This is a genomic window from Sagittula marina (assembly GCF_014196795.1).
Lineage (GTDB): Bacteria > Pseudomonadota > Alphaproteobacteria > Rhodobacterales > Rhodobacteraceae > Sagittula > Sagittula marina.
Map to the genome: position 1 here is coordinate 41,842 of NZ_JACIEJ010000001.1, position 17,339 is coordinate 59,180.

The following is a 17,339-nucleotide window of genomic DNA, read 5'->3' on the forward strand; positions in this document are numbered from 1 at the left end:
GCATTTTGCATGACCGACGCATCCACATGCCATGAACCTTTATCGCTTTTTTCTCGACAATGCACAGTGGCTGGCGGCGGGCATCCTGCTGACATTCCTGTCGAGCTTCGGTCAAACTTTTTTCATCTCAATCTTTGCCGGTGAAATCCGCGAGAGCTTTGGCCTCAGCCACGGCGACTGGGGCCTGACCTACACCATCGGCACAAGTGTTTCAGCCGCCGTAATGATCTGGGCTGGCGGTTTGACCGACATTTTCCGCACGCGCGTTATCGGCGGGATCGTTCTGGCGATGCTTTCTGCAGCCTGCCTGTTCATGGCGTTGAACATGTGGGCGGCACTGCTTCCCGTTGTGATCTTCGCACTGCGCTTTACCGGCCAAGGCATGACCAGCCATATCGCAGTGGTGTCCATGGGGCGCTGGTTCGTGGCCACACGGGGCAAGGCGCTGTCCGTGGCGACGCTTGGCTTTTCCATCGGCGAGGCGATCTTGCCGCTGGCTTTCGTCGCGCTGATGGTCTTCGTCGACTGGCGGTTCTTATGGGTCGGGGCAGCGATTGTCGCGTTGTTGGCGATCCCCGTCTTGGTCCGTTTGCTGAAACAAGAGCGCACACCGCAAAGTCATGCGGAAACGGATCACGCCACCGGGATGCTCGGTCGGCACTGGCGACGGCCTGAAATGCTGCGTCATTTTCTATTCTGGTTCATGATCCCTGCTCTTCTGGGACCAAGCGCATTCAACACGGCGTTCTTTTTCCAACAGGTACATTTTGCCGAGATCAAAGGCTGGTCGCATCTGGAGCTTGTTGCGCTTTTCCCGCTGTACACACTCGCCGCTGTCTCTGCGATGATGCTCTCCGGTAGCCTGCTGGATCGCTTTGGCACGGCCCGTTTGCTGCCTTGGTATCAACTGCCGATGGTAGCGGCCTTTATGCTTTTCGCGTTGGGACAAAGCCTGTTTTCAGCACTTCTTGGTCTGATGTTCCTTGCCATAAGCGCTGGTGCCAACCAAACTTTGCCGAATGCTTTTTGGGCCGAGTTCTATGGCACCCGCAGCCTTGGCGCGATCAAGGCAATGGCCGCTGCGGTCATGGTTTTGGGCTCTGCACTGGGGCCGGGCATAACAGGTGTCTTGATCGATGCAGGCATCGGGATCGAAACACAGTACATTGGCGTGGCCGCATTTTTCGTGTTTGCCACGGTGTGCATGGTCATTGGGGTGCGTCGTGCGGCCCGGCTACTTTAACGCCCGCGACGCAGATAGACGTAGTAAGCCCCTGATCCGCCGTGCTTCAGATGCGCTTCCGAGACCTGCAAAATCGCAGAGGACAGGGGCGCCATCGTCATCCAAAGCGGCACCTGCTGTTTCAGCACACCCCGCCGGCGCGGCGCAGGATCATAGGGATCTTGCGGAGCACCCTTACCAGTGATCACAAGCACCAGCCTGTGACCCTTGGCCTGTGCGCCCATGATAAAACGGTTCAAGGTGGGATGCGCTTGATCGAGGGTCATGCCATGCAGATCGATACGCGCATCGGGTTTAAGCTTCCCGCGCTTCAGCCGCTGATAGGCCTTGCTGTCCATGCGCACTGGCGCATTGTGCAGACGATCCGCCGTCGTGCGGGGAAAGACGTGGGTTTCAGTTCGGGAAACTTTCTCACCCAGATCAAACGACTGCAAAGGCGCATCCTTACGCTCTGACGGACGCGACATCGCCGGATCGACCGTCGGCGCAGGATGCGACTTCAGCTTATCTGGCAAAGGGTCCGTACTGCGGGCCACCTGTTTCCAGAGGTCCATCTCCTCGGGGTGTAGTTTTCGACGGCGGGTCATTCAATCCAGTCCGGAAGCAAGGCGTACGCCCGTTGGATCGGCATCAATACGATCATACGGCCGGGGTCTTTGATTTTGCCAGCGATCCTACCGGCTCTCATACCTGTACCGATGAAGATATCCGCACGCTGCGCACCCTTGATGGCCGATCCAGTATCCTGCGCGATCATCAGCCGTTTCAAAGGGCTGCGCCCCCCTTTTTCGATCCAGACCGGCGCGCCAAGCGGCGTAAATGTCGGATCTACAGCCACTGACCGCATGGCCGTAATCGACCGGTTCATGGCGCCCAATGGACCGCGTTCTGACGGCACTTCGCTGACTTCACGAAAGAAAACGTAGCCGTCGTTGTGATACAACAGCTCCTCCCCCGCGGATGGGTTGCTCCGGACCCAATTGCCAATCACCTGGGCCGAAACCTGGTGCATATTGAAGATACCGCGGCGCACAAGTTCTTGCCCTATGGAACGATATGTATGCCCATTAAATCCCCCATAGCCGACGCGGATGCTGTGTCCGTCGGGGAAACGCACACGGCCAGAGCCTTGTATTTGAAGGAAAAAGAGCTCAACAGCGTCATCAACCCAGGCTATCTCCAGTCCACGGTTTTTCATCACGCCGGACGTCAGGATAGAACGACGCGTCAGCCAAGGACGGTTGTTCCGCGCCTCCTCGGGCATTTTGTAGATCGGGTATCGATAGCGCGCCGTCGGAACAGGAGACCCCCTGAGTTCAGGCTCAAAATACCCCGTGAACAGCGCCTCTCCGGTGCCGTCGCTGATCTGAACGGGGCGGAAAAACAACTCGAAGAAGTCTTTGGCATTGCCGGCCTCGTCGGCAACGCGACACAGGGCCCGCCAGTCGGGATCGTCGAAGTCCCGACAGGTGTTGCGGAACACCTCCAATGCCTGGGCGTGGTCGTCGCCGTCCCAGCCATTCAGATCCTCGAACCCCAGCACCGCGTAGCTGACGTCCGGCGCGTCCTGCGCCGATCCGGGCATGGGTCCCATGGCCAGACAGAGCGCGAGGACCAGACGGATCATTCGTCCGTTGCGACCAATTGCCAGTTCGGATCGGAGCTGCCCATGACACGGGCGTAGGTCCAGATATCCTTTTGCCGTTTCACAGCCGTCGGCGAGCCTTCGATCACTTCACCAGTCGCGTCTTTGACGACAGAGGTCAGTTCACCCACATGGCGCACAGTGATCTCGGCGGTGTTGGTCGCCGCATCGAAAGTCGCCTCGTTCAGCGCAAGATCCCGTACGCCAACGAATTGTGCTTCGATGGTCAGGCCTTGAGCCTTTCTGCTGGCGACGACTTCGGCGAAGGTTTCGTACACATCGTCGGCAAGGAACGGTTTCAGCTCTTCAATTTCGCCGCGCTCAAATCCCATCAGGATCATTTCGTATGCGCCGCGGGCACCGGAGAGAAATTCAGTAGCGGAGAAGCTCGGCTCCATCCGTTTCATTTCGGCCAGTGCCAAGGCTGAATCGCTGCCCTCGGGAACGTGATCGGTGATGTCATGATCCGGGCCGCCTTCGATGACTTCGAAGCCTTTGCGACTGGACGGCTCCGGTGCCGTGGCCTGGGTCTCGTCAGTTCGTTCGAATCCCTCTCTCGTGCCCAGCACACTACGGAGCCGAAGCACCAGGAAAACAACTATACCGCCCAGAATAAGCAACTGGAGAAGCGTACTTTGCATCAAGGCCTCGCAGGTCATTGGATGGAAATTTCGGTTCTGCATACCTATGTAGGTGACGTGTCTGGACAAGTCCACAGAAGCCGGCCCGAAGGTTCGGCAGGGCGACAGTCACGGCAAACGGAGGATTTACCTATGTGGCTGTTTCTGGCCTTTCTTTTGGTCCCGTTGATCGAGATCGGTCTGTTCATTCAGGTCGGGGGCCTTATCGGTCTGTGGCCGACTTTGCTGATCGTTATTTTGACGGCTATTCTCGGCACTTGGATGGTCAAACAGCAAGGTGCGCGTGCCATAAACGACTTGCGCCGCAGCTTTTCTCAGCTCGAGGATCCCAGCCAACCGCTGGCGCATGGTGCCATGATTCTGATTTCCGGCGCGCTTTTGTTGACGCCAGGTTTTTTTACCGATGCCGTGGGCTTTGCCTTGCTGGCACCGCCGGTGCGTGTTGCTGTCTTCGGATGGGTACGCAAGCGCGTTAAGGTCAGCAGCTTCCAGATGGGGCCGCAACCGACAGACATGCATCGCCCGCACGATCCACGCAACGCGCCGCCGGCCTCGCAGGATGTCATCGACGGAGAGTTCACCGAGGCTCCGAAGGGAAAGTCGCCGAACCATCCCGGGTCTGGTTGGACAAGGCATTGACACGTCTTCGCAGTAGGCATTGAGCGTCGACTTCCCGCCTGCTATGCCCAAGACTGACAATATTTAAACCGGAGAGTATCCATGGCAGAGACCAACGGAGGCGCTGAAGCGCCCCAACAGGCGCCGAAGATGAACGTTCTCGCGCAATTCATTCGCGACATGTCGTTTGAAAACATCCTGTCGCAAAAGGGTGTAACCGGCGAAGTTCAACCCGACGTTCAGGTTCAGGTTAATCTTGATGCCAAAAAACGCACGGCCGACAATCAGTACGAAGTCGTGATGAAGCTCAAGGTCGAGTCGAAGTCCAAGTCAAACGCTGAAGTTCTGTTCCTGCTCGAACTTGATTACGTTGGTGTGTTCCATGTCGAGAACGTGCCCGAAGATCAGATGCACCCGTTCTTGCTGATCGAATGCCCGCGCATGCTGTTCCCCTTTGTGCGTCGCATCGTGTCGGACGTCACCCGCGATGGTGGCTTCCCGCCGCTGAACCTGGAGACGATCGATTTTCTGGCTCTCTACCGGGCCGAGCTACAGCGCCGCGCGTCCGAGCAGCCCGCCGGAACCGCCTGATCGTATCGGGATCAGCTCTTCAGCCAAAGAGCAGCATCCCCAAGAGTTTCGACAAAGGCGGCGTGAGCCGCCTTTTCGCTGTCCGACAGACGCGATGGCAGAGGCGTCGGGCGCGGCTGGGGACGCCAATTGCTGTCCAGATCACTGGCACCCGCCGTTTCCTGCACAGCACTCAGACCAAAATCCGGCTGCTTCCCCCCAATCAGTTCGAGATAAACTTCCGCCAAAATCTCCGAGTCGAGCAAAGCACCGTGCAGTGTTCTTGCTGTGTTATCGATGGAAAACCGTCGGCAGAGTGCGTCGAGCGTGGCCGGAGACCCGGGATATTTCCTGCGCGCCATACCAAGCGTATCGATAGCGATCTCACTCGGTAGCAAGCGCCGCTTGCTCCACCGAAGCTCCGCATTGAGGAATTTCATATCAAAGCTGGCATTGTGGATGACCAACTTCGCATCGCTACCAACGAATTTTAAAAAATCGTCAGCAATTTCTGCAAAAAGCGGTTTGTCCTTGAGGGTGACCTCACCCGGCTCCGCCGGACGCGGCGAAGACAACAGGTCGGGACCGATGCCATGCACACCAAAAGCTTCGTCCGGCATACCGCGCTCAGGGTTAATGTACTGGTGATAGGTCTTACCTGTGGGCATATGATTGAAAAGCTCAACGGCACCGATTTCAACGATACGGTCCCCCTGCTCGGGTTCGAAGCCGGTCGTCTCTGTGTCGAGTACGATTTCACGCATGGGATAAGGTCTCCTCAATCTCGGCAACGATAGCCTGCACCTGAGCGCGGGCATGTTCCATTGTATCTGTCTCTATCACCCAATCGGCGCGCGTGCATTTGTCTTCATTCGGTATCTGACGCGCCAGGATCCGCTCAAGATCTGCCACAGTCATTGTGCCACGAGCGAGGACTCGTGCACGTTGCGTTTCACGTGAAACCGAGACGCAGGCCGTGCCATCCATCTCTGCGTCACCACCGGTTTCAAACAGCAGTGGAATATCGAAAACGCCGATATCCTGTTTGGCTTCCTTCATGAAATGAGCACGATCTTCTTGGACAAGCGGATGTACGATAGCTTCCAATCCTGCCAGCGCTGCACTTTCCTTTGCTATCAAGGCCTTAAGAGCACTGCGATCCACCTGCCCTGCCTTCACCGCTTCTGGAAACTGCTCAGAAATAAGTGGAACCGCGGCACCGCCAACACCATAGAGCCGATGAACCGCAGCGTCTGCATCCCAAACAGCACACCCCGCCTCCGCAAACAGCCGGGCGGTTGTGGATTTACCCATGCCGATAGAGCCTGTCAGACCCAGCCTATATTTCATCGAAGTACGGCAGCGCGGGTTTCTTCGTCAATCTCGGGTCTGGTGCCAAACCATCGTTCAAAGCCGGGCACGGCCTGGTGCAATAGCATGCCCAATCCGTCGACCACTGTGCAGCCTGCTGCCTCTGCCTCGGCCAACAGGCGTGTTTGCAAAGGAGTGTAAACAAGGTCCGTCACAACCATGCCTGACGTTAACGCATCAAGCGGCACGCGGAATTCCGGTTTACCGGTCATCCCAAGGGAACTTGTGTTCACCACCGTGGCGCAATCTTCGACTATATTCCCGGCCTGCACCCAATCATAAACGACAATTGTATCGCCGAAGTCTTGGCGCAACTGCTCTGCCCGCTCCCGTGAGCGGTTGGATAAGCGAATTTCCGGAACGCCGACATCAATCAACGAGGCAATGACCGCCCGACATGCTCCCCCTGCCCCAAAGACAGCGGCCGGTCCGGTCGTAGGATCCCAACCGGGCGCGCCTTGGCGCAGGTTTTCAATGAAACCAAAACCATCGGTGTTATCCGCGTGAATGCTCCCGTCTTCCTTCAAAACCAATGTATTGGCAGCTCCGATCAGCGTGGCGCGCTCCGATACATGATCCGCGATCTCCATCACCGTTTCTTTGTGTGGGATGGTCACATTTGCGCCCACAAATCCGAGGTCCGGCAAACTACGCAGCGCTGCCTCCAACTTGTCGTCTGCAATCTCCATCGGGACATAGTGCCCGGCAATACCATATTTTCGAAGCCAATGACTGAACAATCGCGGCGACCGCGAATGTGCCACAGGGGAGCCGATGACACCTGCCAATGGAATGCGATGAAGACTCATGCGGAAATGGCTCCTCTTAGCGAAAGATAGTTCAACAGCTCCACCAGAGGCAGACCGAGGATTGTGAAATTGTCGCCTTGTATGTGCGAAAACAGGCGCACACCTTCTTTCTCCAGCTTGTATCCTCCGACCGACGATCCAACGTCAGGCCAGTTTCGGTCAAGATAGGCTTCGAGATATTCGTCTGAAAATGCTCGCATCCCAAGCCGCGCGATCCCGATGTGTCGCCACACCGGTTCCCCACCGTCATAAATGACAGCTGCAGACAACAACCGATGGGTCTTTCCCCGAAGCCGGAGCAACTGCTCGCGCGCATCATCTCGCGTCTCAGGTTTAGACAGGAGAGACTGTTCCACTTCCAAGACCTGATCACAGCCGAGAACAAGAGCATCCGGTATTCGAGAGGAAATTTTGCGTGCCTTCGCCTCTGCTAACGTATCGGCAACATCTCTGGGCGAGGCTTCTTCAAACAAGAGCGATTCTTTAATCGCCTTTTCGTCGATAGATGCTGGCTGGCACTCAACCACAAGGCCCGCCGATTCGAGCATTTCGCGGCGGATTGACGAACTGGAAGCGAGGATCAAGTCCACTTTCATGTGGGTAAGTCTTTGCATAAACGTGTGCGGTTGTCTGATGATGGTTTTGAGGAAAATTCCCTAAACATGCAAGCGTGTGGGCAAAGCCCTACCTTGTGCCGCCTCTCACATCTTCTGTACGTCTGTGGATACGGATAACTGGAGAGGAGAGAACTTCTCTGTGAGAGAGCACCCCCCCACAGATTTATCCATGGCAAGAGACAAAAATTAAATTCTCTTTAAGCGACTGAATTCATTGTAAGTTTTGCACTTTTCAAGATGACGTTCACAAGCCTTCCCCCCACTTTATCCTCAGACTTACAACCTGTTAACATTCGTGTTGATATGCCAAGTATCCACAGAAACAGCTCGCACAACGAACATCAAAAACCTTTCTAAATTCTTTATTCTATAAGGAAGATAGGCTCTCGAACTTGAGCATTGACGGACGAGCTCATGACCTTTACCTGAACGCTTGTTCCTGTTCTGGATCAAACTCTCCCAGTCTACCAAGAAAGCACGCTGCCGCATGGCTTGGCGTGAGGTGTTTCATGACCGAAGAAAAGCTCAACCTCGCCGATCTCAAGGCACAAAGTCCCAAAGTCCTTCTGTCGATGGCAGAAGAGTTGGAGATCGAGAACGCCTCGACCATGCGTAAGGGCGAGATGATGTTCCAGATTCTCCGCGAACGCGCGGATGACGGCTGGCAGATCTTTGGTGACGGTGTTCTGGAAGTTTTGCAGGACGGATTTGGATTTCTTCGGTCTCCTGAAGCAAACTATTTGCCTGGCCCCGACGACATTTACGTCTCGCCCGATATGATCCGTAAATTCTCGCTTCGCACTGGCGACAGCATCGAAGGCGAAATTAAAGCCCCTGATGGAGAAGAGCGTTATTTCGCTCTGATCTCAGTTGCACGGATCAACTTCGAAGATCCGGACAAGGCCCGTCACAAGATTGCCTTCGACAACCTCACTCCGCTCTATCCGGACGAGCGTCTGAAAATGGAAGTTGAAGACCCGACGATCAGAGACCGTTCTGCCCGTATCATTGATCTCGTCGCTCCGATTGGCAAAGGCCAGCGAAGCTTGATCGTGGCACCGCCGCGAACAGGTAAGACAGTACTGCTCCAGAACATCGCCAACTCGATCGAGAAAAACCACCCAGAATGTTACTTGATCGTTCTGTTGATCGACGAACGTCCCGAAGAAGTCACAGACATGCAACGCTCCGTTAAAGGTGAGGTTGTCTCGTCTACCTTCGACGAACCTGCGGATCGTCACGTTGCCGTTTCTGAGATGGTTATTGAAAAAGCCAAGCGCCTTGTTGAACATAAACGAGATGTAGTCATCCTTCTGGATTCTATCACTAGACTTGGTAGAGCGTTCAACACTGTTGTGCCATCTTCCGGCAAAGTTTTGACCGGCGGTGTGGATGCAAATGCCCTGCAACGCCCAAAACGTTTCTTTGGTGCGGCACGTAACATTGAGGAAGGCGGATCTCTGACGATTATTGCCACAGCGCTGATCGATACGGGTTCGCGCATGGACGAAGTGATCTTTGAAGAATTCAAAGGTACAGGCAACTCTGAGATCGTTCTTGATCGAAAGGTCGCGGACAAGCGAGTCTTCCCGGCCCTGGATATTCTCAAGTCCGGTACTCGGAAAGAGGAACTGTTGGTTGACAAAGTTGACCTTCAAAAGACCTTCGTGTTGCGTCGGATCCTGAACCCCATGGGCACCACCGATGCTGTTGAGTTCCTGATTTCGAAGCTTAAGCAAACCAAGACAAATTCAGAGTTTTTCGACTCTATGAACAGCTGAGGCAATTATGGATACGATCTTTGCCTTGGCCTCCGCGCCTGGAAAGGCGGGGGTCGCCGTATTGCGCGTATCTGGACCAGATGCGTGGACGTCGGTAGAGCGGCTGGCGGGGAAAGTTCCCCCGGCGCGAACGACAAGCCTGCGTACGTTAAAAGACGAAGCTGGCATATTTCTTGATCAAGCGATGATTATCGTTTTTGAGGAAGGTGCTAGCTTCACTGGCGAGCGCATTGCTGAATTCCATCTCCACGGAAGTATTTCCGTGGTAAATGCCGTTTTATCGTTTCTGAGCAAACTTCCCTCTTACAGAATGGCTCAACCTGGCGAGTTTACTCGGAGAGCGCTTGATAATGGTCAACTAGATCTGACCCAAGTAGAAGCATTGTCAGACTTGATTGATGCGGAAACGGAAGCTCAAAGGAAGCAAGCGATCCAGGTTTTGACCGGAGCGTTGTCAGATAAGGTCATAGACTGGCGCGCCAAGTTGGTTCGTGCCGCGGCGTTGCTTGAAGCAACGATTGACTTCGTCGATGAAGATGTCCCTTACGATGTGTCTGATGAAGTCGTTTCTCTGCTCTCCTCAGTAAAAGCGGACTTGGAAACCGAACATTCCGGCGTCGATGCAGCAGAACGCATTCGTTCAGGTTTCGAGGTGGCGATTGTTGGTCCGCCCAACGCTGGAAAGTCGACACTTCTCAACTATCTGGCAGGACGCGAAGCGGCTATTACGTCAGATGTTGCTGGCACGACACGCGATGTCATCGAAGTCCGAATGGATATCCTTGGTCTGGCAGTGACATTCCTCGACACAGCTGGATTGCGTGAGACCTCAGATGTTGTCGAGCAAATTGGCGTAAAGCGCGCGAAAGATCGCGCAGCAGCTGCGGATCTGCGGATACACCTAGCCAGAAATGAAGAAGAGCTCCTCCTCCCTGTTCAAAAAGATGATATAGTCTTAATTCCCAAGCAGGACCATGGGCATCCTAAGGGGGTATCAGGTCACTCGGGATTTGGTGTTTCAGTCCTGTTAGATAATGTTAAGTCTGTACTGTCCGGGCGTGTTGCCAATGCAGGCTTAGCATCTCGTGCCCGACACAGAGAAAATCTAGGTCACAGTATCTCGTACATTGGTCGTGCTTTAACCGAACTTTCAGATGAGAATTTTCAAGCTGATCTTGTTAGTGAAGATATCCGTGTGGCCATCAGATACCTTGAGACCCTGGTTGGTAAAATCAACGTAGAGGACCTGTTAGATGAGATTTTCTCGTCTTTCTGCATCGGTAAGTGAGGAGTGTTTCACGTGAAACAATCGAACTACGACGTTCTTGTAATCGGTGCTGGGCACGCAGGCGCTGACGCGGCTTCTGCCGCTTCTCGTATGGGAGCACGCACGGCACTTGTGACGCTGAAACTGACCGATATTGGGGTTATGTCGTGTAACCCGGCAATTGGCGGACTTGGTAAAGGCCACCTCGTTCGCGAGATAGATGCACTCGACGGTTTGATGGGTCGCGTTGCTGACTTCGCGGGTATTCAATTTCGACTACTAAATCGTCGAAAGGGGCCCGCCGTCCAAGGCCCGCGCGCTCAAGCTGATCGTAAGCGCTATGCGTCCGCAATGACTAAAGCGCTGCATGAACAACAAAACTTGGATATCATTGAGGGTGAGGTTTCAGACTTAATATTGAGCGGGCCTGACGTTTCAGGAATTGTTTTAGCAGACGGAACGAAAATTTCTGCGCGTGCGGTTGTGTTGACAACCGGAACGTTTTTACGGGGCCTTATCCATATCGGAGATGTAAACTATTCCGGTGGTCGAATGGGTGACAAGGCTTCTCTGAAATTGGCTGAACGTATAGACGATTTTGGACTTCCCCTGGGACGTCTAAAGACGGGCACCCCGCCAAGGTTGGACGGCAACACAATCCGCTGGGACGCATTGGACGCGCAACCAGGCGATTCTGATCCCGTCATGTTTTCATTTTTGTCGACACGGCCGACTGCACGACAAATCTCCTGTGGGATCACACACACGAACGAAGAAACACACGAAATTATACGAGAGAACCTGGGGAAATCTGCGATGTACGGGGGGCACATTGATGGTGTGGGTCCTCGTTACTGTCCGTCAATTGAAGACAAAGTCGTCAGATTCGCCGAGAAGACTTCGCACCAAGTCTTTCTTGAACCTGAAGGATTGGACACAGACGTTGTTTATCCTAATGGCATTTCGACCTCTTTGCCTGCCGAGGTTCAGGAAAGCTATGTTCGGAGTATGGCCGGTCTTGAAGGCGTGACCATTCTCCAACCCGGATATGCAATAGAATATGACTTTGTTGACCCTAGAAGTTTGTCTTCTACCTTGGAGCTGAAATCAGTAGGTGGTTTGTTTTTAGCTGGCCAAATCAACGGAACAACCGGGTACGAGGAAGCTGCCGCTCAGGGGGCTGTTGCAGGGCTTAACGCAGCTGCAAAGGCGCTTGATCGAGATCCAATTCGATTCAGCCGGACCGACAGTTATATCGGCGTGATGATCGACGACTTGACCACACGGTCCGTGACTGAGCCATATCGTATGTTTACCAGTCGCGCGGAATTTCGGCTTTCTCTTCGGGCTGACAACGCTGATCAGCGGTTGACGCCTCTGGCCATGGAAATCGGGTGCATTTCCGACGCGAGGACTCAGGCCTTTGTTAAGAAGCAGGAAGACCTCGCAAAAGCTCGCGACCTCCTGAACGATTTGATGTTTACGCCCAAGGAAGCTCGAGAATTGGGTGTTGCCGTCAACCTTGATGGAACACGACGGTCAGCCTATCAGCTCCTGTCCCTAAAGGACTGCAGCTTTTCCCAGATTGCAAAAGGCTCCAATACTTTGTCTGCGATATCAGAGGACATTTCAGCGCAGATTGAAAAGGAAGCTCTTTACGCCAACTACCTTGACCGCCAATCTCGGGATGTCGAAATTCTTAAGCGTGATGAAGCGTTGAGCATTCCCGCGGATTTTGACTACTCTAGTGTTTCAAGCCTTTCGAATGAACTTCGCGCCAAACTGGAAGCTGTGCGTCCCGAGAGTATTGCCCAAGCTTCAAGGATCGAAGGCATGACACCGGCTGGTCTGATGTTGGTTTTGGCTAAACTTCGTCACTCTGTCAGAAAGTCAGCTTGATGTCCTTGAGTTCTATCGCTGGCCTGGATGTTTCACGTGAAACACTGGAGCGGCTGGGCCACTATTTGGAACTCGTAAAAAAGTGGAACCCTAGAATAAACTTGATATCGGCAAAAACTCTGAGCGAAGCCGAGAACCGTCACTTTTACGATTCAGCCCAGGTATTCGCTTTGCTGCCGAAGCACGCCAAGAGCCTTGTGGATTTCGGATCCGGTGGTGGCTTTCCTGGTCTCGTGCTGGCTATTATTGCCACTGAATTAATGCCTGAGATGAACATCACATTGATTGAAGCGGACCAGCGGAAAGCGAGTTTTTTGCGTACAGTTTTGCGCGAAACGTCGGTCTCAGCGACAGTGATCGCAAAGCGGATAGAACAGATTGAGCCGTTGGGTTGTGATGTCGCAACGGCCCGCGCACTGGCACCGCTTCCGCTTCTATGTAATTTCGCTTATCGACATCTTCAGCCTTCCGGATGTGCCCTGTTCCTTAAAGGAAAAACCTGGGGAAAAGAGCTCGAAGATGCACACACGGAATGGAAATTCGAATATACTGCGCATACAAGTCAGACAGACTCCGACGCTGTCATCCTGCATTTGCGAGACCTCTCACATGACTGATCCATTGCGTTCTAGCGCGCCGAAAATCATCGCCGTGGCGAACCAAAAAGGCGGCGTGGGTAAAACCACCACGACAATTAACCTCGGTGCGGCGCTCTGCGAGATGGGTCAGAAAGTCCTGATTGTGGATCTGGACCCGCAGGGGAATGCTTCCACTGGTCTGGGTATCGAGATTGAGGATCGTGAACTCACCACGTACGAGCTTTTGGTTGATGATGCAGCGCTGGAGGATGTTATCCTTCCGACTGGCACGGATGGGCTACATCTGATCCCTGCGACGGTCGATCTGAGTTCTGCAGATATGGAACTGATTGCCAATGAAAAGCGCAGCTTTTTGCTGCACGACGCTTTGCGTCAACCGGCAATGGATGCGTTTCAATTCGATGTGATCTTGATCGATTGTCCGCCGTCCTTGAACCTGCTGACTGTTAACGCAATGGTGGCGTCTCATTCCGTCCTGGTCCCGCTTCAAAGTGAATTTTTTGCATTGGAAGGTCTGTCTCAACTCATGCTGACTGTCCGAGAAGTCAGGCAGACAGCTAACCAAGCGCTTCGCATCGAGGGGATTGTTCTCACGATGTATGACGCACGCAACAACCTTTCCCAACATGTGGAGGCCGATGCGCGTGCGAATCTCGGGGAATTGGTGTTCGACACTGTCATCCCGCGCAACGTTCGTGTCAGTGAAGCGCCGTCTTATGCGCTGCCCGTTCTCGCATACGATACCGCGTCAAAGGGCGCAAAAGCGTATAGAGCGCTCGCAGAAGAACTCATCAAAAAGAACGACAAGCGCGCTGCATAAATGCGCGCGAAGGAGGCCACTATGGCAGAGAAGAAAGACACGCGTCGGGGGCTTGGTCGAGGCCTCTCAGCGCTTATGGCAGACGTGGCCCCAGCTGAGGATACTGGACCAACGGAAGCGCCGCGTCGAGCCGATCGGCAACTTCCCATTGAATCTCTTCGCCCCAACCCAGATCAGCCGCGTCGCGTTTTCACGCCGGAGCATCTTGAGGATCTGGCCAATTCTATCCGGACCAAAGGTGTCATTCAGCCGCTCATTGTGCGGCCAGATCCCAAAGCGGACGGGATGTATGAGATTGTCGCGGGTGAACGCCGCTGGCGGGCCTCCCAGATGGCGAAGCTGCACGAGGTTCCGGTTCTTATCCGGGACTTCAACGACACCGAAGTTCTTGAAATCGCTATTATCGAGAACATTCAACGCGCGGACCTGAGCCCGATTGAGGAAGCCGCCGGGTTTCGTCAACTCATGTTCAAATTTGGCCACACCCAAGAAAAACTAGCTGAAGCCTTGGGTAAATCACGGTCGCATATCGCCAACCTGATGCGTCTGTTGAATTTGCCAGAGACAGTTCAGGATATGGTGTCGCAAGGGACCCTTAGCGCGGGGCACGCGCGCGCGTTGATCACTGCGCCAAACCCTGAAGAATTGGCAAAGACGATTGCGGAGAAGGGCCTCTCCGTGCGTGAAACGGAGAAGCTGGTCAAGTCCGGTCCGAACCCTGAAAAGCCGAAAAAGCCTTCGGTTGAAGGTGGAGTCAATGTCGGAAAAGATGCGGACACCAAGGCTCTTGAAGGAGATTTGTCTGCTGCTTTGGGTATGAAAGTGTTCATCGATCACAAAGCGGGGTCTGAGAAAGGTCGTGTTTCGATATCCTACGAGAGCCTAGAGGATCTGGACACACTCTGTGCGCTGCTTAGCACGCATCGTTAAGGTACCAACTTCTCGATCACGCTGTTCAAAACCAATCGACCTCTCGGCGTTGCCCACAGCCGAGAGGTGTCAGATGCAACCAGACCCATCTCGGACAGACCCTTGATTTGGTCCCCTGTTGCAAAATCGTTCGACATACGGTGGAGCCTCGGCAAATCTATGCCTTCGTTCAGCCGCAGACCCATGATGAGGTATTCAGCGGCCTGTTCATCGGGCGGCGCAATCAGTCGGGTCTCTTCTCCGTTCCCACGTTCCGCGGCTGCCAACCATGCGCCGGGCATTCTATGGGCGACCGTTTCCTGGCGTCCGGACGGTGTCGTGAAACGACCATGCGCGCCAGGGCCCACAGCCATCCAGTCTCCATAGCGCCAGTAGACCAGATTGTGGCGCGACTCCGCACCGGGACGCGCATGATTGGATACCTCATATGCGGACATGCCCGCTGCGGCGCAGACCTCTTGCGTCAGATCATACATATCCGCGCCAAGATCTTCACTTGGAAGGCCGCGTAGCCCGCCGCGTTCCGCTCGGTCCCAAAATGCTGTCCCTGGTTCCAAGGTCAATTGATAGAGCGAGAAGTGATCCACAGCCATGTCCAAGGCTTCTCGAAGCTCGACTTCCCAGTCGCGAAGGCTCTGGCCCTGACGGGCATAGATCAGGTCGAAGCTTACCCTGTCGAACACCTCGCGTGCGATGCCGAATGCGGCGCGAGCTTCGTTGACGTCATGCAAGCGGCCAAGCTTCTTCAAATCGGGCGCACGCAAGGACTGCACTCCAAGAGACACACGATTGACGCCCGCCCTCGCGTAGCCCTCAAAGCGCGCCGCTTCGACGGAGCGTGGGTTGGCCTCCAAAGAAATTTCTATGTTGTTCGAGAAGGTCCAGCAGTCCCGCGCGGCGTCGATCACCTGCGCCACCGTTTCAGGCGCCATGAGCGACGGCGTGCCACCGCCAAAGAATATCGAGGTCAAGACACGCCCGGGCACCTCGGTGGCGACGCGGCGAACCTCCGCAGCGAGGGCGTTGGCCCAACGGGCTTGGTCGATTTGACTGACCACGTGACTGTTGAAGTCACAGTAGGGGCACTTGGCTTCGCAGAAGGGCCAATGAACGTACAGTCCAAAGCCCCCCTGCTGCCAGTTTTCGAGCACGACTTCAGGCAAAACAGCCGTCGACGAACTTCTTGAACGCATCAGCACGGTGGCTGATCTCGTTCTTTTTCCAACGGTCCATTTCACCAAAGGTGATGTCAAAGCCTTCGGGGACGAAGATGGGATCGTACCCGTGCCCCTGCGCCCCGCGCATCGGCCAGACCACTTGTCCCTCCATGACACCGGGGAAGACATGATCGCTGCCATCGGGCAGTGCCAAAACCAAAGTACAGCAGAACCGTGCAGTCCAGGGTTCTGCAGCGCCCTTCTCGACCAGCTTGTCGTGCGCCTTGGTCATGGCCATGACGAAATCTCTCCCATTGGGCGTTTCGGCCCAGTCGGCGGTGTAGACACCGGGTGCCTTGTCCAGCGCGTCGATTTCGATCCCGCTGTCGTCGGAGAGTGCGGGCAAGCCGGTGGCCTTTGCCGCGGCATGCGCCTTGATCCGGGCATTTTCAACGAAGGTCGTGCCGGTTTCCTCTGGCTCTGGAAGGCCCATTTCCTTCGCGCCAACACAGGTCACGCCAAAGGGTTCCAGCAGCGCCTTGATTTCGTCCAGCTTGCCTTGGTTGTGCGTCGCCACCAGCAGCTTGTCGCCAATCTGTTCCCGCATCAGCTTACCGCGGCCTTTTGTGCTGCGACCAGCTCGGCCACACCCTTTTCGGCCAGGCCCATCAGGTCATCCATCTGCGCGCGAGAAAAGACGGAGCCTTCCGCGCTCATCTGGACTTCGATCAGAGCACCATCGCCGCGCAGGATGAAGTTTCCATCCACACCAGCTTCGCTGTCCTCGGGGTAGTCGAGATCCAAAATCGGCTGCCCGGCGTAGATGCCACAGGACACCGCAGCCACAGGCGACACCAGTGGATCAGTGACGATATCGCCCGCTTTGATCAATTTGTTTACGGCCAGACGCAGCGCCACCCAACCGCCGGTGATAGACGCACAACGGGTTCCGCCATCCGCTTGAATGACGTCGCAATCCACTGTGATCTGACGTTCGCCAAGCGCGTTGCGGTCCACACCGGCGCGCAACGCGCGACCGATCAGGCGCTGGATTTCGACCGTGCGGCCGCCTTGCTTGCCCATCGTGGATTCACGGCGCATCCGTGATGTGGTCGACCGGGGCAACATCCCGTATTCTGCGGTCACCCAGCCCTGCCCCGACCCTTTGATGAACGGCGGGACTCGTGGCTCCAGCGATGCGGTACACAGAACATGCGTGTCGCCCATCTTGATCATGCACGACCCTTCGGCGTGTTTCGTCACCCCGGTTTCGATTGAAACCGCGCGCATTTCGCTTAATTCTCTTCCTGACGGTCGCATGGTGTATCCTTTCATTGCCCCCATCGGGATAGACAGGGCACCGAGTAAAGCG

At 55.0% G+C, this 17,339-nt stretch carries 19 protein-coding genes; 9 read left to right on the forward strand and 10 right to left on the reverse strand.

Going from position 1 to position 17,339, the window contains the following annotated elements; translation table 11 throughout:
- Nucleotides 1-31 precede the first annotated feature (31 nt).
- Nucleotides 32-1,243 carry an MFS transporter gene (locus GGQ68_RS00220; RefSeq protein ID WP_183962288.1) on the forward strand — a complete coding sequence of 404 codons (1,212 nt, stop codon included), beginning with the start codon at nt 32-34 and terminating at the stop codon, nt 1,241-1,243.
- Here the strand turns inward: GGQ68_RS00220 and GGQ68_RS00225 are convergent.
- Genes GGQ68_RS00225 through GGQ68_RS00235 form a run of 3 tightly spaced genes read right to left on the reverse strand, consistent with a single transcriptional unit; the run spans nt 1,240 to nt 3,529 of the window.
- Nucleotides 1,240-1,830, reverse strand: a complete 591-nt coding sequence (locus GGQ68_RS00225; RefSeq protein WP_183962290.1) for a Smr/MutS family protein — start codon at nt 1,828-1,830, stop codon at nt 1,240-1,242. The two genes, GGQ68_RS00220 and GGQ68_RS00225, sit on opposite strands and share 4 nt — an antisense overlap.
- A complete protein-coding gene (gene mltA, locus GGQ68_RS00230; protein WP_246429193.1) occupies nt 1,827-2,828 on the reverse strand; it encodes a murein transglycosylase A in 1,002 nt (333 codons plus the stop codon). Before mltA ends, GGQ68_RS00225 begins: the two co-directional genes overlap by 4 nt.
- A gap of 38 nt (nt 2,829-2,866) precedes the next feature.
- Nucleotides 2,867-3,529, reverse strand: a complete 663-nt coding sequence (locus GGQ68_RS00235) for a Tim44/TimA family putative adaptor protein (RefSeq protein ID WP_183962294.1) — start codon at nt 3,527-3,529, stop codon at nt 2,867-2,869.
- A gap of 132 nt (nt 3,530-3,661) precedes the next feature.
- Here GGQ68_RS00235 and GGQ68_RS00240 point away from each other — a divergent pair, with 132 nt between their 5' ends.
- Entirely contained in the window at nt 3,662-4,168 is a 507-nt protein-coding gene (locus tag GGQ68_RS00240; RefSeq protein WP_183962296.1) for an FxsA family protein, read from the forward strand.
- Nucleotides 4,169-4,249: 81 nt separating this feature from the next.
- The gene (secB, locus tag GGQ68_RS00245) at nt 4,250-4,738 is read left to right on the forward strand and encodes a protein-export chaperone SecB (protein ID WP_183962298.1); all 489 of its coding nucleotides are present in this window, start codon (nt 4,250-4,252) and stop codon (nt 4,736-4,738) included.
- A gap of 11 nt (nt 4,739-4,749) precedes the next feature.
- Here the strand turns inward: secB and dnaQ are convergent, their stop codons facing one another.
- Genes dnaQ through GGQ68_RS00265 form a run of 4 tightly spaced genes read right to left on the reverse strand, consistent with a single transcriptional unit; the run spans nt 4,750 to nt 7,493 of the window.
- Nucleotides 4,750-5,481: a DNA polymerase III subunit epsilon gene (gene dnaQ, locus GGQ68_RS00250; RefSeq protein WP_183962300.1), complete on the reverse strand. Its 732-nt coding sequence runs from the start codon at nt 5,479-5,481 to the stop codon at nt 4,750-4,752.
- A complete protein-coding gene (gene coaE / locus GGQ68_RS00255) occupies nt 5,474-6,067 on the reverse strand; it encodes a dephospho-CoA kinase (protein ID WP_183962302.1) in 594 nt (197 codons plus the stop codon). Before coaE ends, dnaQ begins: the two co-directional genes overlap by 8 nt.
- A complete protein-coding gene (locus GGQ68_RS00260) occupies nt 6,064-6,897 on the reverse strand; it encodes a shikimate dehydrogenase (protein WP_183962304.1) in 834 nt (277 codons plus the stop codon). The genes coaE and GGQ68_RS00260 overlap by 4 nt, the downstream gene beginning before the upstream one ends.
- Nucleotides 6,894-7,493: a Maf family protein gene (locus GGQ68_RS00265; protein WP_183962306.1), complete on the reverse strand. Its 600-nt coding sequence runs from the start codon at nt 7,491-7,493 to the stop codon at nt 6,894-6,896. The genes GGQ68_RS00260 and GGQ68_RS00265 overlap by 4 nt, the downstream gene beginning before the upstream one ends.
- Before the next feature lie 530 nt (nt 7,494-8,023).
- Between GGQ68_RS00265 and rho the strand changes: the two genes are divergently transcribed.
- From rho to GGQ68_RS00295, 6 genes are read left to right on the forward strand one after another with little or no spacing between them, the layout of a single operon-like run.
- On the forward strand, nt 8,024-9,295 hold the full coding sequence (gene rho, locus GGQ68_RS00270; protein ID WP_183962308.1) for a transcription termination factor Rho: 1,272 nt from the start codon (nt 8,024-8,026) through the stop codon (nt 9,293-9,295).
- 7 nt (nt 9,296-9,302) lie between these two features.
- Nucleotides 9,303-10,583, forward strand: coding sequence for a tRNA uridine-5-carboxymethylaminomethyl(34) synthesis GTPase MnmE (gene mnmE / locus GGQ68_RS00275; protein WP_183962310.1), 1,281 nt, complete (start codon nt 9,303-9,305; stop codon nt 10,581-10,583).
- 3 nt (nt 10,584-10,586) lie between these two features.
- Nucleotides 10,587-12,461: a tRNA uridine-5-carboxymethylaminomethyl(34) synthesis enzyme MnmG gene (gene mnmG / locus GGQ68_RS00280; RefSeq protein WP_183962312.1), complete on the forward strand. Its 1,875-nt coding sequence runs from the start codon at nt 10,587-10,589 to the stop codon at nt 12,459-12,461.
- Nucleotides 12,461-13,078 (forward strand): 16S rRNA (guanine(527)-N(7))-methyltransferase RsmG, encoded by a 618-nt coding sequence (rsmG, locus tag GGQ68_RS00285; protein WP_183962313.1) that lies wholly within the window; start codon nt 12,461-12,463, stop codon nt 13,076-13,078. Before mnmG ends, rsmG begins: the two co-directional genes overlap by 1 nt.
- Nucleotides 13,071-13,880, forward strand: coding sequence for a ParA family protein (locus GGQ68_RS00290; RefSeq protein ID WP_183962315.1), 810 nt, complete (start codon nt 13,071-13,073; stop codon nt 13,878-13,880). Before rsmG ends, GGQ68_RS00290 begins: the two co-directional genes overlap by 8 nt.
- Before the next feature lie 21 nt (nt 13,881-13,901).
- Nucleotides 13,902-14,810 (forward strand): ParB/RepB/Spo0J family partition protein, encoded by a 909-nt coding sequence (locus tag GGQ68_RS00295; RefSeq protein WP_183962317.1) that lies wholly within the window; start codon nt 13,902-13,904, stop codon nt 14,808-14,810.
- Here GGQ68_RS00295 and hemW read toward each other — a convergent pair.
- The 3 genes from hemW to rph are packed head-to-tail and all read right to left on the reverse strand — an operon-like array spanning nt 14,807 to nt 17,287.
- Nucleotides 14,807-16,003, reverse strand: a complete 1,197-nt coding sequence (gene hemW, locus GGQ68_RS00300) for a radical SAM family heme chaperone HemW (protein WP_183962319.1) — start codon at nt 16,001-16,003, stop codon at nt 14,807-14,809. The genes GGQ68_RS00295 and hemW overlap by 4 nt on opposite strands.
- The gene (rdgB, locus tag GGQ68_RS00305; protein ID WP_183962321.1) at nt 15,966-16,574 is read right to left on the reverse strand and encodes an RdgB/HAM1 family non-canonical purine NTP pyrophosphatase; all 609 of its coding nucleotides are present in this window, start codon (nt 16,572-16,574) and stop codon (nt 15,966-15,968) included. The genes hemW and rdgB overlap by 38 nt, the downstream gene beginning before the upstream one ends.
- Nucleotides 16,574-17,287, reverse strand: a complete 714-nt coding sequence (gene rph, locus GGQ68_RS00310; RefSeq protein ID WP_183962323.1) for a ribonuclease PH — start codon at nt 17,285-17,287, stop codon at nt 16,574-16,576. The genes rdgB and rph overlap by 1 nt, the downstream gene beginning before the upstream one ends.
- Nucleotides 17,288-17,339: the final 52 nt, after the last annotated feature.

Coding starts and splice junctions, on each gene's coding strand:
- GGQ68_RS00220 (WP_183962288.1), top strand. CDS start 32: ATGAACCTTTATCGCTTTTTTCTCGACAATGCACAGTGGCTGGCGGCG.
- GGQ68_RS00225 (WP_183962290.1), bottom strand. CDS start 1,830: ATGACCCGCCGTCGAAAACTACACCCCGAGGAGATGGACCTCTGGAAA.
- mltA (WP_246429193.1), bottom strand. CDS start 2,828: ATGCCCGGATCGGCGCAGGACGCGCCGGACGTCAGCTACGCGGTGCTG.
- GGQ68_RS00235 (WP_183962294.1), bottom strand. CDS start 3,529: ATGCAAAGTACGCTTCTCCAGTTGCTTATTCTGGGCGGTATAGTTGTT.
- GGQ68_RS00240 (WP_183962296.1), top strand. CDS start 3,662: ATGTGGCTGTTTCTGGCCTTTCTTTTGGTCCCGTTGATCGAGATCGGT.
- secB (WP_183962298.1), top strand. CDS start 4,250: ATGGCAGAGACCAACGGAGGCGCTGAAGCGCCCCAACAGGCGCCGAAG.
- dnaQ (WP_183962300.1), bottom strand. CDS start 5,481: ATGCGTGAAATCGTACTCGACACAGAGACGACCGGCTTCGAACCCGAG.
- coaE (WP_183962302.1), bottom strand. CDS start 6,067: ATGAAATATAGGCTGGGTCTGACAGGCTCTATCGGCATGGGTAAATCC.
- GGQ68_RS00260 (WP_183962304.1), bottom strand. CDS start 6,897: ATGAGTCTTCATCGCATTCCATTGGCAGGTGTCATCGGCTCCCCTGTG.
- GGQ68_RS00265 (WP_183962306.1), bottom strand. CDS start 7,493: ATGAAAGTGGACTTGATCCTCGCTTCCAGTTCGTCAATCCGCCGCGAA.
- rho (WP_183962308.1), top strand. CDS start 8,024: ATGACCGAAGAAAAGCTCAACCTCGCCGATCTCAAGGCACAAAGTCCC.
- mnmE (WP_183962310.1), top strand. CDS start 9,303: ATGGATACGATCTTTGCCTTGGCCTCCGCGCCTGGAAAGGCGGGGGTC.
- rsmG (WP_183962313.1), top strand. CDS start 12,461: ATGTCCTTGAGTTCTATCGCTGGCCTGGATGTTTCACGTGAAACACTG.
- GGQ68_RS00290 (WP_183962315.1), top strand. CDS start 13,071: ATGACTGATCCATTGCGTTCTAGCGCGCCGAAAATCATCGCCGTGGCG.
- GGQ68_RS00295 (WP_183962317.1), top strand. CDS start 13,902: ATGGCAGAGAAGAAAGACACGCGTCGGGGGCTTGGTCGAGGCCTCTCA.
- hemW (WP_183962319.1), bottom strand. CDS start 16,003: ATGCGTTCAAGAAGTTCGTCGACGGCTGTTTTGCCTGAAGTCGTGCTC.
- rdgB (WP_183962321.1), bottom strand. CDS start 16,574: ATGCGGGAACAGATTGGCGACAAGCTGCTGGTGGCGACGCACAACCAA.
- rph (WP_183962323.1), bottom strand. CDS start 17,287: ATGCGACCGTCAGGAAGAGAATTAAGCGAAATGCGCGCGGTTTCAATC.